This is a genomic window from Micromonospora sonchi (genome assembly GCF_014646235.1).
Taxonomy (GTDB): domain Bacteria; phylum Actinomycetota; class Actinomycetes; order Mycobacteriales; family Micromonosporaceae; genus Micromonospora; species Micromonospora sonchi.
In genome coordinates this window covers 66,964-81,002 of record NZ_BMNB01000006.1, presented here as the reverse complement: position 1 = coordinate 81,002, position 14,039 = coordinate 66,964, and the positions used below count along the sequence as shown (strand labels likewise).

The 14,039-nt window shown below is 71.7% G+C and carries 15 protein-coding genes; 6 read left to right on the top strand and 9 right to left on the bottom strand.

Annotated elements, in window-relative coordinates; translation table 11 throughout:
• Window positions 1-290 precede the first annotated feature (290 nt).
• Together IEY61_RS08435 and IEY61_RS08430 are read right to left on the bottom strand one after the other, a co-directional pair.
• Window positions 291-728 (bottom strand): ATP-binding protein, encoded by a 438-nt coding sequence (locus IEY61_RS08435; protein WP_189042242.1) that lies wholly within the window; start codon window positions 726-728, stop codon window positions 291-293.
• Window positions 725-1,066 carry an STAS domain-containing protein gene (locus IEY61_RS08430; protein ID WP_189042240.1) on the bottom strand — a complete coding sequence of 114 codons (342 nt, stop codon included), beginning with the start codon at window positions 1,064-1,066 and terminating at the stop codon, window positions 725-727. The genes IEY61_RS08435 and IEY61_RS08430 overlap by 4 nt, the downstream gene beginning before the upstream one ends.
• A gap of 141 nt (window positions 1,067-1,207) precedes the next feature.
• Here IEY61_RS08430 and sftH point away from each other — a divergent pair, with 141 nt between their 5' ends.
• The 3 genes from sftH (at window position 1,208) to IEY61_RS08415 (ending at window position 4,523) form a co-directional block, all read left to right on the top strand.
• On the top strand, window positions 1,208-3,640 hold the full coding sequence (gene sftH / locus IEY61_RS08425; protein WP_189042238.1) for a DEAD/DEAH box helicase: 2,433 nt from the start codon (window positions 1,208-1,210) through the stop codon (window positions 3,638-3,640).
• 43 nt (window positions 3,641-3,683) lie between these two features.
• A complete protein-coding gene (locus IEY61_RS08420) occupies window positions 3,684-3,860 on the top strand; it encodes a hypothetical protein (protein WP_229705762.1) in 177 nt (58 codons plus the stop codon).
• An 84-nt stretch (window positions 3,861-3,944) separates the two neighbouring features.
• On the top strand, window positions 3,945-4,523 hold the full coding sequence (locus tag IEY61_RS08415) for an LURP-one-related family protein (protein WP_189042235.1): 579 nt from the start codon (window positions 3,945-3,947) through the stop codon (window positions 4,521-4,523).
• Window positions 4,524-4,899: 376 nt separating this feature from the next.
• Here the strand turns inward: IEY61_RS08415 and IEY61_RS08410 are convergent, their stop codons facing one another.
• The 7 genes from IEY61_RS08410 to ssd all read right to left on the bottom strand — a co-directional run bounded on the left by IEY61_RS08410 (window position 4,900) and on the right by ssd (window position 10,318).
• Complete coding sequence (locus IEY61_RS08410) at window positions 4,900-5,310, bottom strand: Rv3654c family TadE-like protein (RefSeq protein WP_189042234.1); 411 nt, start codon at window positions 5,308-5,310, stop codon at window positions 4,900-4,902.
• Entirely contained in the window at window positions 5,307-5,624 is a 318-nt protein-coding gene (locus IEY61_RS08405) for a TadE family type IV pilus minor pilin (protein WP_505820368.1), read from the bottom strand. Before IEY61_RS08405 ends, IEY61_RS08410 begins: the two co-directional genes overlap by 4 nt.
• 47 nt (window positions 5,625-5,671) lie before the next feature.
• Window positions 5,672-5,800 carry a DUF4244 domain-containing protein gene (locus tag IEY61_RS08400; RefSeq protein ID WP_229705779.1) on the bottom strand — a complete coding sequence of 43 codons (129 nt, stop codon included), beginning with the start codon at window positions 5,798-5,800 and terminating at the stop codon, window positions 5,672-5,674.
• Between the two features lie 63 nt (window positions 5,801-5,863).
• A complete protein-coding gene (locus IEY61_RS08395) occupies window positions 5,864-6,484 on the bottom strand; it encodes a type II secretion system F family protein (RefSeq protein ID WP_189042497.1) in 621 nt (206 codons plus the stop codon).
• A 260-nt stretch (window positions 6,485-6,744) separates the two neighbouring features.
• Window positions 6,745-8,028: a type II secretion system F family protein gene (locus IEY61_RS31940; protein ID WP_308424557.1), complete on the bottom strand. Its 1,284-nt coding sequence runs from the start codon at window positions 8,026-8,028 to the stop codon at window positions 6,745-6,747.
• Window positions 8,025-9,224 carry a TadA family conjugal transfer-associated ATPase gene (locus IEY61_RS08385; protein ID WP_189042228.1) on the bottom strand — a complete coding sequence of 400 codons (1,200 nt, stop codon included), beginning with the start codon at window positions 9,222-9,224 and terminating at the stop codon, window positions 8,025-8,027. Before IEY61_RS08385 ends, IEY61_RS31940 begins: the two co-directional genes overlap by 4 nt.
• Window positions 9,221-10,318, bottom strand: a complete 1,098-nt coding sequence (gene ssd / locus IEY61_RS08380; RefSeq protein ID WP_189042226.1) for a septum site-determining protein Ssd — start codon at window positions 10,316-10,318, stop codon at window positions 9,221-9,223. Before ssd ends, IEY61_RS08385 begins: the two co-directional genes overlap by 4 nt.
• A 263-nt stretch (window positions 10,319-10,581) precedes the next feature.
• On the opposite strand from ssd, the gene IEY61_RS08375 reads away from it, so the two are divergent.
• The 3 genes from IEY61_RS08375 to IEY61_RS08365 all read left to right on the top strand — a co-directional run bounded on the left by IEY61_RS08375 (window position 10,582) and on the right by IEY61_RS08365 (window position 13,306).
• Window positions 10,582-11,490 carry a VHL beta domain-containing protein gene (locus IEY61_RS08375; RefSeq protein WP_189042224.1) on the top strand — a complete coding sequence of 303 codons (909 nt, stop codon included), beginning with the start codon at window positions 10,582-10,584 and terminating at the stop codon, window positions 11,488-11,490.
• Window positions 11,491-11,645: 155 nt separating this feature from the next.
• Window positions 11,646-11,834, top strand: a complete 189-nt coding sequence (locus IEY61_RS32105) for an ImmA/IrrE family metallo-endopeptidase (protein WP_189042222.1) — start codon at window positions 11,646-11,648, stop codon at window positions 11,832-11,834.
• A 980-nt stretch (window positions 11,835-12,814) separates the two neighbouring features.
• On the top strand, window positions 12,815-13,306 hold the full coding sequence (locus IEY61_RS08365) for a hypothetical protein (RefSeq protein WP_189042220.1): 492 nt from the start codon (window positions 12,815-12,817) through the stop codon (window positions 13,304-13,306).
• Window positions 13,307-14,039: the final 733 nt, after the last annotated feature.

Below are 14,039 nucleotides of genomic sequence, written 5' to 3'. Positions count from 1 at the left end.
CCGGTCGGTGCAGAAGCACCGACCGACGCCTGGATGCGAGTAGCAAGTGCGCGCCGAACCGCATCGGCGAGCCAACGACGAACGCCCATCTGCGCTGGCTGCTCGATGGATCACTTGCTGACAACCCGCGTACTGTAGCTCTCCGCAGTGTTCGAGGTCACACCCAGGTAGCACCGTGTCTCGATGATCTCCGTCGCTGTGCTACGAATCGAAATCTGATATAGGAAGCGACATCCATGACAATGCCGCCGCATTCCCTGATCGGAATGCGGCGGCAGGACGAATCGGCGTCAGCGGTTCAGCGGCCAGACCATTCGGACCTCGGTGCCGACACCCTCGTCGACGGGCCGCACCTGAAGGTCGTCGACGAAACCGGCGAGCAGCGCGAAACCGACACCGGTGGTGAGGTCGTCCTCGTTCAGCGACTCGTTGGCCAACTGGTCGGCGTTCAGCGCGTGCAGGCCGATACTCGCCTCGATCGGCGCCCGGTCCACCACCCGCACCGCGTACCTCCCGGAGTCGGACATCTCCACGAGCACCGGGTCGGTCAGGCCGTACTGGCGGTGCAGGGCGACGGCGCGGGTGCATGCCTCACCGATCGCCAGACGCACCTCGTCGAGCAGGTCCTCCCGGACCCCGGCCCGCCGCGCGACCGCCACCCCGACCAGGCGGGCGGTGCGCACGTGCACCGGAGCCGGCGAGAAAGAGAGCCGGACCGTGGCCATCACGCGCCGGCACCGGTCGCCGCTTCGACCGTCGGATGCAGCGGGAACACCTGGTCCAGCGCGGTGATCCGGAAGATCTTGAGGAGCGGCTCCTTGTCGCAGACCAGGGCGAAGCTGCCGTCGGCGGTGCGCAGCCGCTTGAGCGCACCGACCAGCACGCCCAACCCGGTGGAGTCGAGGAAGTCCACCCGGCCGAGGTCGACCACCACGTGCCGGGCGCCGGCGTCGATCAGCTCCAGCAGCCGCTCGCGCAGTCGAGGGGCGGTGTAGACGTCCACCTCACCGCCGACCTCGAGCACCGTGTGCTCCCCCACGGTGCGGGTCGCCAGCGACAGCTCCATCGGTCCCTCCTCACGCGGCCGTAAGCTCCTTGGCATCTAACCACTACCCGGGAGGCCGGCCGACGACTCACCGGGGCGGGTCCCGACCTTGCCCGGCCCGCCGATTTCTGATTTCCGAACACCAGTGCGAGAGTGCAGGACGTGACCTCGGCAGCCAGCGTATCCGCCGGCCGTGGCGCCGAGCGGCCACCGGGCCCCGTACCGGTCGCGGCTCCGGCCGTCACGCCGGACGTCCTGCTGCGCCGGCTGCGGCAACGGCACGCCACCGACCCGGTCACCCACGTCGAACGGGTGCCACCCCGGGCCGGTGTGTCGGTGCCGTGGCCACGGTGGGTTCCAGAGGAGCTACGCGCCGCGTACGCCCGGCGGGGGGTGGCGACGCCGTGGCGGCACCAGGCCGAGGCGGCCAGCCTGGCGTACGACGGGCAGCACGTCGTGGTGGCCACCGGCACCGCGTCCGGCAAGTCCCTGGCGTACCAGTTGCCCGCGCTGGCCACCCTGCTCGCCGATCCCCGCGCCACCGTGCTCTACCTGGCACCGACCAAGGCGCTCGCCGCCGACCAGTTGCGCGCCGTCGCCGCGCTGGAGATCGAGGGCGTACGCCCGGCCTGCTACGACGGGGACACCCCCCGCGCCGAACGGGAGTGGATCCGGCGGCACTCCCGGTTCGTGCTGACCAACCCCGACATGCTGCACCACGGCATCCTCCCCGGCCACGCGCAGTGGTCCGGGTTCCTGCGCCGGCTGACCCACGTGGTGATCGACGAGTGCCACGTCTACCGGGGTGTGTTCGGGTCGCACGTCGCCCACGTGCTGCGCCGGCTGCGCCGCCAGTGCGCCCGCTACGGGCGGGGCGCGGGCCCGACGTTCGTGCTGGCCTCCGCCACCTCCGGAGATCCGACAGCGGCGGCCGGGCGGCTGACCGGGCTGCCGGTGGCGGCGGTCACCGAGGACACCTCGCCCCGGGCCGGGGTGACCTTCGCGCTGTGGGAGCCGCCGCTGCTGCCACCCGAGGGCGCCGCCGGGGCTGGCCGGCAGGTGCGTACGCCCGACCCGGCCCGGCCCGGGGATCCGGCCGAGGCGGCCGACCTCACCCAGGTCCGTCGATCGGCGCTGCGGGAGACCGCCGACCTGCTCGCGGACACCGTCGCCGCCGGCGTACGCACGCTGGCCTTCGTCCGTTCCCGGCGGGGAGCCGAGGTGGTGGCGACCAGCGCCCGGCGCAGCCTGGACGAGGCGGTTCCCGGGCTCGGCGATCGGGTCGCCGCGTACCGGGCCGGCTACCTGCGCGAGGAACGCCGGGAACTGGAACGCGCGCTGCTGCACGGCGACCTGCTCGGGCTGGCCTCGACGAACGCGCTGGAACTGGGCGTCGACCTGATCGGCCTGGACGCGGTCCTGATCTGTGGGTACCCGGGCACCCGGGCCTCGCTGTGGCAGCAGGCCGGGCGGGCCGGACGCTCCGGCCAGGAGGCGCTCGCGGTGCTGGTGGCCAGGGACGACCCGCTGGACACCTACCTGGTGCACCATCCGGAGGCGGTGTTCGGGGCACCGGTGGAGGCCACCGTGCTCGACCCGGCCAACGCGTACGTGCTCGGGCCACAACTGGCCTGCGCGGCGGCCGAGGCCCCGCTGACCGTGGCCGACCTGGAACTCTTCGGCGACGGCGCGAAGGAGGCGGTCGAGGCGCTGGTCGAGGTGGGTGCGCTGCGGCAACGGCCGACCGGCTGGTACTGGCGGCAGCGGGAACGGCCGCAGGTGGACCTGCGCGGCGAGGGCGGCGCCCCGGTCTGCGTGGTGGAGGCGGCGACCGGCCGGCTGCTCGGCACGGTCGACGGCGGTTCGTCGCACGCCCTGCTCCACCCCGGCGCGGTCTACCTGCATCAGGGCGTGTCGTACGTGGTGGACTCCCTCGACCTCGACGACGGCTGCGCACTGGTGCACCCCGAGGAGCCGGACTGGTCCACCCACGCGCGGGACGTCACCTCGCTGTCCGTGGTGTCGGTGCGCTCGTACGTCGACGCCGGTCCGGTCGGGCTGTTCCTCGGCGAGGTGGACGTGACCAACCAGGTGGTGTCGTATCAGCGGCGCCGGATCGCCACCGGCGAGGTGATCGACACCCGTCCGCTGGATCTACCGGCGCGGGAGCTGCGTACCGTCGCGGTCTGGTTCACCCTCTCCCCGGAGGCGCTGGCCACGGCCGGGGTGGAACCGGCCGAGGTCCCGGGGGCGCTGCACGCCGCCGAACACGCCGCGATCGGGCTGCTGCCGCTGGTGGCCACCTGCGACCGGTGGGACATCGGCGGGCTCTCCACGCCGGTGCACCCGGACACCGAGGCGCCGACCGTCTTCGTCTACGACGGCCACTCGGGCGGGGCGGGCTTCGCCGAGCGGGCGTACGGCATGGCCGCCGCCTGGCTGCGGGCCACCCGTGACGCGATCAGCGAGTGCGGCTGCGAGGCCGGCTGCCCGTCCTGCGTGCAGTCGCCCAAGTGCGGCAACGGCAACAACCCGCTGTCCAAGCCGGACGCCGTCCGGGTCCTCGACGTGGTGCTGGCGAACCTGCCGCAGTGAGCGGCATGAAATTCGGGTCGTTCGGGCAAGAACGTGGGAGCGCTTGCTCTACACCATCGACCAGGAAAAACTCAGTACCGACCAGCAGATCGCGCTGGGCGCTGCGCTCGCCACCCTGGCCCAGGCCGAGCGGCTGGATCAGATCAACGAACGGCTCACCACCATTCAGCAGTTGCTCACCAACTGGGCGCACCGGTCGACCGCCGACGGCGTCCGGTGAACGTGGTTCACGCGGGGCCGATCGGGGGCGCGGCGGTTTGCCGAGTTGTGCGACACTCCGGCGCACCACGGTTGAGGAGATTTCATGCAGCTCGATAACTTGCAGGCCCAGCACCAGTTCCACATCCGCCAGCGGATCCGGTTCATGGTCAATCAGTACGAGGTCCACAGCGTCGCGCCGGACGGCTCCGAGGGCGGTCTGCTGGCCTTCGCCCAGCAGAAGCGGCTCGCCTTCAAGGAACAGGTGACGATCTACACGGACGACTCGAAGCAGCACCCGCTGCTCGGGTTCAAGGCCCGGCAGCGTCTCGACCTGGCCGCCACGTACGACGTCACCGACCACGCCGGCAACCCGATCGGCCTGTTCCGCAAGGATTTCGCGCAGTCGCTGCTCCGCTCGACGTGGCACGTCGAGCAGGCCGGCCTGCCCGCCGTCACCGGCCAGGAGCGCAGCATGCCGGTCGCCCTGGTGCGCCGCTTCGTCGACTCGCTGTCCTGGCTGCCGTACCACTTCGACTTCGTCGCCGGCGGCCAGCCGGTCTTCTCGGTGGTCAAGAAGTGGGGCCTGCGCGACCGGTACGTGGTCGAGATCCAGCACCCGCAGATCGACCGCCGCCTGGTGATCGCGATGGCGATCGCCCTGGACGCCCTCCAGGGCCGCTGACCGTCCCGCGAGGGCGGTGCGTTCGTCGCGCCGCCGTCCCGGGGCGGTGCGTTCGTCGCGCCCGCGCGAGCCGAAGCAAGCCGCCCCCGCGGGATCGGCGCCTTCGCGCAGTCCGGCCCCACCGGCGATACCAGATGCAGCCCGGGATCACATCGTTCAAGTACACGTCATGTCACACAGACATAATCATGTCTGTGTGACATGACGCCTCACCGAGGAGCGATTCCTCATCCTGAGCCGTCCAGGAGGCCGAATCGCTCACGGCGGGTGTGGATCACCGTCCACACCTGCTCTCACGGCCCACCCGACAGCAGGCCGGCAATCGCCAGCCGTGCAGCAGGCCCGCGATCATCAGCGCGCAGCGGGCCGGCAGTCGTCAGCCGCGCAACGGGCCGGCTCGGGAGGTTGCCGTGACGGTCCGCCTCAGCCCTGGCAACGGTTCCACGGTCAGCTGGGCCGTGACGAAGACGTCGAGCCCGTCGAGCTGGCACCGAACCAATCGAGCCCCGTTCGCGGCGACGACCTCGGCAGCTCGTCCGCACGCCACCGGCTCGTCCTGAAGGGCTCGAGCGGCACCGGCCAGGGCGCCGAAGTCGGCGGCGACCCGGGCCTGCTGACGGGCCACCCGGGCCGCGCCGACACCGGCGCCGAAGAGGCCAGCCAGCACGAACGCCAGACCGACCGCCAAGAGGCAGATCGTGGCCCCGCCACGATCCCGCCCCTGGGCCGGAAAACGTCGGCCCCACGAGCGGGCGAAGCGGACGAACCAGCGTCGAGTGGCGCTCATGGCTGCGGCTCCGGTGCACCCGGCTCGGCGGCCGCCACGGCCACGCCCACCACGGTGACGGCCGGAAGGTTGCCGCCGAGCACCCGGACCGGAGCGCGTACCGTCGCCCGGATCATGTCGCCCTCCAGCACGACGACCACCTCTGCGTTCGGCGGTGCGTGCCGGCTGCCGGCCAGCGTGCCGTCCGCGCCCCGGGCGGCGGCCAGCGCCGCCTCCCGGGCCGCGTCCAGGCAAGCCGCCTTGGTGCTGACCGCGTTGACGGCGGTCAGGCCGGCGAGCAGGAGCAGCAGCAGCGCCGGCAGGCCGGCCGCCATCTCGGCGGTGAACGAGCCCCGGTCGCGACCGGCCGGCCGGCGCCCGGTCAACTCAGTGCCCGGTCGATGACGGCGGCCAGCGCCGACTGCACGCTGTCCGAGGTCAGCACCTTGAGCAGGATGCCGCCGAAGGCGACCGCCGCGAGCGTTCCGACGGCGTACTCCGCCGTGTTCATGCCGGCGTCCCCGCGAAGGCGGGCGAGGATTTTGCGCACGTGTTCGTCCTTTCTCGATGGGGTTCACAACACGTCGCCGAGGACGGCGACGATCACCGGCACCAGACCGGCGAGAATGAAGGCGGGCAGGAAGCACAGGCCCAGGGGCAGCACGATCAACACACCAGCCCGACGGGCCGCCGCCTCGATCGCGATGGCCCGGTCCGCGCGCAGGTCGTCGGCGAGCCGGGTCAGGGCGCCCGCCAGCGCGGCCCCGCTGCTGGCTGACCGCACGGCGGCGGTGGCGATGCGCTGCCCGCCCGGCACCGTGGTCAGGTGTGCCCACGCCTCCTGCGGTACGCCGCCGAGCTGCAACGTCCGGCCGACGCGGCTGAGTTGTTCGGCCAGCGGACCGCCGAGGGCGTCGGCCACCGCGAGCACCGAACGCTCCACCGGCGCACCGGCTCGCAGCGCCGCCGCCAGCAGGTCGGCGGCGAGCGGAAGATCGGCGGTGGCGCGCAGCCGCCGGGTACGCACGGCCGGGTGCTCGATCCGGCGGAGCAGCCGATCCAGCAGCACCACGGCCGGCAGCGCGACCACCACGCCGACCCAACCCTCGACCAGTACGGCCACGGCCACGCCGGCCAGTCCGGCCGCCAGCCGGATGGTGTCCAGCCGGATGACGTTGAGCCGGCGACCCGCCAGGCCGCCCGGCCGCTCGCCGACGTCGACGCCGTTGGGGCCGCTGGGGCCGCTAGGGCGGTTGGGGCGGTTGGGGCGGTTGGGGCGGTTGGGGCGGGACCCGCGGTCCTTGCCGTACCCGCCGCCGCGGCTACCGGAGCGGACACCGGTCGCCCCATTCGTCAGTCGGCGGAGCCGCCGCTGGGGGCGATGCCTGCTGGTGGCCAGCACGGTGAGCAGCACCGCACCGGCAACGCACCCGGCGGCCAGGATCGGGCCGGACATCAACCCACCCCGGTGGGCACAGTGCCGAGTCGATCCGCCCAGAGCAGCCCGACCACCTGGAGAGCGACGGCACCGATCGCGCAGCCGCCGCCGATCGGCGTGTGCAGCAGGACCTGAAGCGGGTCGACGCCGATGCCGTAGCCGAGGCCGATGCCGCCCAGGGGGAGGGCGGCCAGCAGCCAGGCGGTGGCCCGCGCCCCGGCCGCCTGAGCCGCCGCCGCGGCCAGTCCCCGGTCCGTCGACCGGACATCGGCCTCGATCCGCTCGACCAACTCGGCCAACGGCGCGCCGGTACGGTCGGCGAGCCGCACTGCGGCCTGAGCCAGCCGCCCGGGGCGGTCCGGTAGTGCATCGGTGCCGGACGGGGTCCCGGCCTCGGTCGTCGCACGTCCGCCCGACGAGGCAGCCTCGCCCGACAGTCCGGTCCCCGTCACCGGCGCGGTCGCGCAACCCGGCACTGCCTCGCCGTTCAGGACGACCTGACCGGCCACGTCGATCGGCACGTGCCCGCCAGGCGCGGCGGCCCGATGAGCGGTGACCCGATCGGAGCCAGGAGTCCGGCCGGCTGTCGGGGCGAATTCGCCGGGTCGCCGCGCCTCGACGGAGGCCGCCGCAGCCGGGCGGGTGAATCCGAGCCGTTCGGCGGCCACCGGCACGGGCAGCCCCGCCCGAAGGTCTGCCGCGAGGGCGCACAGCTGGTCCAACCGGTCCCGGCTGGCCTGCGCCGCCCGTTCCGCCGCACCGTGTCGCAGCAGCGCCCGTGCCCCCAGTGCGCCATACCCACCGAGCGCGACCGCCGCCACCGCGCCGGCGAGCAGTCCGCCCAGTCCCGCACCGAGCACCACGGTCAGCAGCAGGACACGCCGGGGCGGAACCGACCGAGTCCCCGGCCGGCCCGGCACCGATGCGCCCCCACTCGGCACCGGCGCACGGCGCACCGGTAGATTGAGGTTGCCGGCGGCTGAGGTGCCGGAAACGGCGGCCGGTGGGCGGCGGCTGCCGCCCCAGCCAGGTGGACGGGATGTGCCCGACGGGCCGACGCCGATGGCTGGCGTACCCGGGCCGGACCGAGGGTGGACGACCACGCAGGCCGTACCGCCTGGTTCGGGAGCGTCCGCCGGGGCTTCCGCGGCGCGCAGCGCGACGACCCAGTCGACGAGCGGGTCGTCGGCGCCCCGCCGGCCGGACCTGGTCCGGCCCCCGGTCAGCCACTTGTGGGCCAGTCGGGCCGCGACGACTACCAGCCCCAGCGCGGCCAGTGCCCACCAGTGAACGGCGCTCATGACGGGCCCGCCGATCCGGGCCAGGGCTCGCACAGGATCGGTGGCACCGGCACGTCACGGTTCTGGATCAGGGTGCCGAGGGCTCGCGCCGCGAGACCGATCCCGCGACCTCGGATCCAGGCGGGAATCGCCGTGACCAGCCGGTCCGGGCCTTCCGGCAGCAGCAGGCAGATCGCCTCCAACATCCGTCCCTGCGGCGTACGGCGGATGTGGAACACCACCTGAAGCGCCGAGGCCAACTGGGCGTGCAGGGCCGGACGGGGCAGCCCGCCGAGCATGCCGAGCGCCTCGAGTCGGGCCGGTACGTCCGACGGCGCGTTGGCGTGCATCGTCCCGGCACCACCGTCGTGACCCGTGTTGAGCGCCGCGAGGAGATCCACCACCTCCCCGCCCCGGCACTCGCCCACCACCAACCGGTCCGGGCGCATCCGCAACGCCTGCCGGACCAGGTCGCTCAGGCCGACCGCGCCGGAGCCCTCGACGTTGACCGTGCGCGCCTGCAACCCGACCACGTGCGGATGCACCGGACGCAGCTCGGCGGCGTCCTCGACCAGCACGATCCGTTCGGTGGCCGGCACCAACCCGAGCAGCGTGTTCAGCAGGGTCGTCTTGCCGGAGCCGGTGCCGCCGATCACCAGGTACGCGAGCCGGGCCGCCACCACCGCGGCGAGCACCGGCGCGACCGGGCGGGGCACGGCACCCTGCGTGACCAGCTCGTCCAGAGTGAAGGGTCGCTGCCGGAAGGTACGCAGCGACAGGTACGGCCCGTCGGTCGCCACCGGCGGCAGCACGGCGTGCAGCCGCGTACCGTCGGCGAGCCGCGCGTCCGCGTACGGTGATCCGTCGTCCAGACGGCGACCGGCGCTGGCGGTGAGTCGCTGCGCGAGCCGGCGGACGTCGTCCACGGTGCCCAGCGGTACCGGGACCTGATGCAGCCCCTGCCCGCGATCGACCCACACCCGGTTCCCGTTGACCAGCACGTCGGTCACCTCGGGGTCGGCGAGCAGCGGGGCGAGCGGCCCGGCACCCACCAGGTCGTCGCGTACCTGGTCGGCCATGCGCAGCAGGGCGGTGTCGCCGAGGACGGCGGCGTCGGGCTCGGCGCGTACGGCGGAAACGATCGCGGCCGGGGTGACCGGTGTCGCGGCGGCGGCGATGCGCTGCCGCACGCGGGCGGCGAGTGTCTCCTCGGTCATGCCGCACCCGCCGGGGCCTGGCCGGTCAGATCGGTGACGATCCGCTGGCAGAGCTCGGCGAGCGGGCCCCGCCCGCCGGCGGCCGGAGCCTCGCCCCGCTCCAGCCCACGGCAGAGCCCCGGCTCGGGACGCAGGGTGCCGGCCAGCGGCAGGCCGAGCGCCCGGGCCACCTCGGCCGCACGCAGCCGCCCGGGTGCCGGACCACGGACGATGACCGAGAGGTCATGGCAGTGTGGTGCGGCGACCGCGACCACCCGAGCCGCAGCGGCGGTCGCCCGCAGCTCGGCCGGCACCACCACGAAGGCCCGGTCGGCCGCCTGGAGGGCGGTCACCGCCGCGTCGTCCAACTGCCGAGGGAGGTCGACCACCACGAACTCCCGGCCGCGTCGAGCGGCGTCGAGGGTGGCCGCCATCGCCTCGGCCGGCACGGCGAGCAGGTCGCCCCGGTCCCAGGAGAGGACCACCAGGTCGCCTCGGCTGGGCAGCGCCCGGACCAGAGCCGGGGCGTCGACCCGCCCGTCGGCACCGGTCAAGGCCGGCCAGCGCAGTCCTTCCAACTGCTCCCAGCCGAGCACCAGGTCAAGGCCGCCGCCGAGCGGATCGGCGTCGAGCAGGAGGGTACGCAGCCGGGCCCGGGCGGCGGTCACCGCGAGCCCGCCGGACAGGATGCTCGCTCCGGCTCCGCCCCGACCACCCACCACGGCGACGACCCGGGCGCTCGTCGCGCCGTCGACCCCGCAGTCGGCGAACTGGTCGACCAGCCAGGGCTCGGCCGCCGGCAGGACGGCGACGTGTTCGGCGCCGAGCAGGTCGGCGACCTGCCACCCGGGCTCCATGTCGCCGGCCCTGCCGACCAGCACCAGCCGGGACCGCCGGGGCAGCCGCGCCCGCAGGCAGGGCTGGGCCTGGTCGGTGCCGACGAGCACCAGCGGGGCGGGCTGCCAGCGGGTACGGGCCGCTGCCGGGTCGGCGGCGACCTCCACCTCGACGCCTCCGGCGGCGGCGAGCCGGAGCAGATCATCGAGCAGGTCACCGTCCGCGGTGACGACCAGCGGTGGTCGCCGGTGCGGCGGGACGGAGGTACGGGATGGCATCGCGGCCTCCAACGGTCGGCGCGGGTTCGCTGAGCCGAACCCTGCCGCCGGCACCGCCCTCGATGCCGCCCCGCGACGATGATCTGTGGATAACCGGGCCGGTTGTGGACAACGCCCGCAGCGCCTGTTGATCTGCTATGGACCGATCCCGCCCGAAGTCGCTGATTTCGTCCCTCATCAGCCATGGCGCGATGTGACACGGAACACGCATAATCGACGTCCTGTGCCGTCGGCGGAACGGCATCCCTTGCCGGATCGAGGTCATGAAGCACTCACCCGAGCACGAGCAGCAGGAACCCCGCGATGAGCCACCGCTCCGGATCGGTCCGTGGCTGTCCAACCCGCGCGGCAGCACCACGCCGCCGTCGCGGCCGGCACAACGCGCGCTACCGGCGGCCCCCGTCGTCCGCGAGAGCCGGTCGTCGCAGGCGCCACCCGCCGCCGTACGCCAATCCACGGTCATCACCGTCGAGCCGGCACATCGCGGTGACGGCCGTACGTCGCACCGGCTGATGCTGGCGGGCGTCGCCGCCGCCGTACTCGGTCTTCTGCTCACCGTGCTCTGGCCGACGACGGAACCGCCGCCGGTCACCGGCGCGGACGGGCCGGCGGGCTGGCTGGGTCCGTCGCCCGTCGGCCTGTCGCCCGAGTCGGCCCGGTCCCTACCCGGCGTCGCGGTGTCGCCCTCCCCCGCGTCGTCGGTCGGTGGGGTCTCCTCCTCCCGGCCGGAGAGACCCGGCCATATCTCCGCAGCGGCGCGCCTTCCCTCGCCATCGGCGACGGCGTCCCGGCCCGTCCCCGCCCCCAGTCCAAGCAGGTCCAACTCCCGCCCGACGCCGCCGCCGAGCCGGCCGGGCCGCCCGCCCAAGGCCACTCCACCCGCTCATCTGCCGCAACTGTCGCCGCTGCCAGGCTGGCGGGAGCGCCACCTACGCTCAGTCAGTGGCGGCGCGGAGACCAGCATCGAGTTCGTCAACCTCAGATCGCGGCCGGTGACCCTCTACTGGCTGGACCACCACGGCCGGCGCCAGCAGTACGCGGTCATCCCGCCGTCCGCCTCCCACCACCAGCACACGTACGTCGGCCATCCCTGGGTGGTAACCGACCGTCGCGGCCGGGCGTTGGCCTGCTTCGAGCCGACCCGCACCCCGGCCCGCGCCGAGATCCGCTAGGGGCTGATCCGAGGAATCCCAAGCACAAAGGGACGCCCCTCGTCGGGGGGGGATCCCGTCTTAATCTGTCGGCTGCTGTCAACCGATGACGCGTCACGCGCCGACGAGCACGTGCCAGCGCCGTCACCACCCTTCGCCTCAGGCGGCACCATTGATTGTTGCTTCCAGGGCATCAGGGCGACCGTGACCGCTTCACCCTTGCCCACGAACTCGGGCACTTGGTGCTTCACACCTTTCGGCCTTGGACAACCCACGGCCAGGCGGAAGAGGAGGCGAACCAATTCGCCATGGCCTTGATGATGCCTCTCGATCGCGCCCGCGCCAGAATGTCAGACAGCTGGTAACTCACTGACTACGCTCGACTGAAGGCAACGTGGGGGTGCCCATCCAGGCGTTGATCATGCGTTGATATACCGTCGGCAGCATCGGGGACACTCGGAGGAACTCCCTGTTCGCACAATTGTCGGCAAAGGGATGGCGCAAGCAAGATCCGGTCTCCATGAGGCGCGAAGCCCCCAAGTTGCTTTGGACGCCGCTTTCCCGCCGCCATGGCAACCGATCACACCTTCAAGGCGCAGATGCGCTAGCAGTCCACCCGACGCTACTGAGGTAGAGTGCGCCCACTCCTCAGGCGACTCGCGTCGGCAAAAGTCAATTCGGACCGACTCAGAACGACGGAGTAGGGAAGATCGACTTTGGTCGGGGCCGCAGCGTCATGCGGCAGAGAGATTAGCGCCAGCAAGCCATAATTGAGTGGCTTTGCCCGAATCACTGCGGTCGTCCGGCTGGCGCGGGTAGGTTAGGCCTTGATCGTCACAACGACCCCGACGGCGACGAGACACGCCGCGTGTCAGATTTCTGACACTACCTTTGGTGCGCCCTTGGTAACTTCGAGCAACCCTTGACCGATGAAGTTACCAAAGGTGGACCCGAGTGCCCGGAGGCAAAGGCAACAAGGCCGAGGTCCAGGAGCTACGGGATGACGTCGATCTCACTCAGTACGGAGAGGACGGGGAGGGTTTCCGAAGCTGCCTACGGGTAGACATTGGTGAGACAGAGATGTCTTTGATCATTGGTCGCCAATCAAAGATGGCAGTCGCGCTCCTGGTCACCAAGGCTGCGCCACCTTGGGCGACGGCCCGATACACCACCGTTGGCGCGCTCCGTCAAGCTGGCTTCGAGGTCGTCCACTCACCCACAAGAGGCAATCCCCTTCACGTCTCGGTCTTCCCACCGTCCGGACCACACGGGCCCGCCGAGTGGGATGACGCTATGGCAACGAGCTTCGACAAGTGCTTCACTGAGTCCACGGGAGGTGATACTCGTGAGTAAGTCTGTTCTCCCAACGTTGGGCAACCTGGCATGGGCGCCGGTCACTTCGGTGGAGGAGGTCGAGATCTTCGATCGCTTCAACGGTGTTCCTTCATTGGGTGTATTCAGAACGGGCGGTCAGTCTCATTTGTTCTGGCGCGTGCTCGGCTACACCGGCGACATCTCTCTTTGGCTGTATGTCCCACTGTCAGATGGAGACGAGGAGGCCCTAGAGGACGACGAGGGTCCTAGCCTTCTAGATGGAATCGTCTACCACTCACCTAGGCAGCGCTATGTGACAGTTGGTGTTGCCAACTACTACAGGCTCCTGTTCGAGCGCGAGTGGAGCATTCCGGCCGAAGCAAAGCGTGGCGAAATCCTTCGTTCTCTGATTGAGGATGTCACGGCAGCTCTTCAGCTTGCAATTGATGAAGACCTGCCGGCCAGTAGGAGAGAGGACTTCAAGAAGGCGCGTGAGGCTGTACGCCATCTTGTCGCCTGCTAACGACCGAACGCGCCGCTCCTAACCCTTTGACGGGGGTGGGGGCGGCTCGTGCTTTCTGCGGAGACCACACGCACCTGGTGGCTTTGCCATCCCATCTGCCATCGACCCACCCTCCTGGGGAGCGGGCCGCCGCCCGGCCCGCTGTTGGTTGTACATCCCCCGTCACCCTCAGTGGCTCGCCGGCGCCGCCGCACGAGTGAACAGCGTCAACGGCCGACCGTCCACCTGATACGAGAACCGACGTACCCAGCCCGCGCGTTCGTAGAGCCGAACCGCCGCCGCATCCGGGTGAGTGGCCAGCCACGCAGGATGGTCGCCGACTTGACGCGCCAGCAGATCTCGGCCACTCCGTGCCCTCGGTATGCCGGGGTGACCATCAGCTCTGCCACCACCACAGCCGGACACGCCCGCCTGACAGCGCCCTCGACGAGGACGGAGAGGCCTGGAACTTGCGTCGGAGCGCTTCCATGGGAAAGGGACGACCCCCGTCGGGGGGTGACGGGGGTCGTCGGGGGTTCGGCTCCGGGGGGGTCGAGCCGAACCCGCTCAGCGGTCACGGGGGGTGCAACCGCCGAGGGTCTGCCGTTGTACGAGATAAAAGTGCTCGTCTTGTGGACAAGTCTGCCTGAGCAGACCTGTGTACGTCGAGTGGTGTAGCCTCCACTCCCTGCGAATTCCGGTTCGGAGAGTGTGACCGCAGTCACTCTTCGCAGGCGCGGTGCGGCCGTACCGC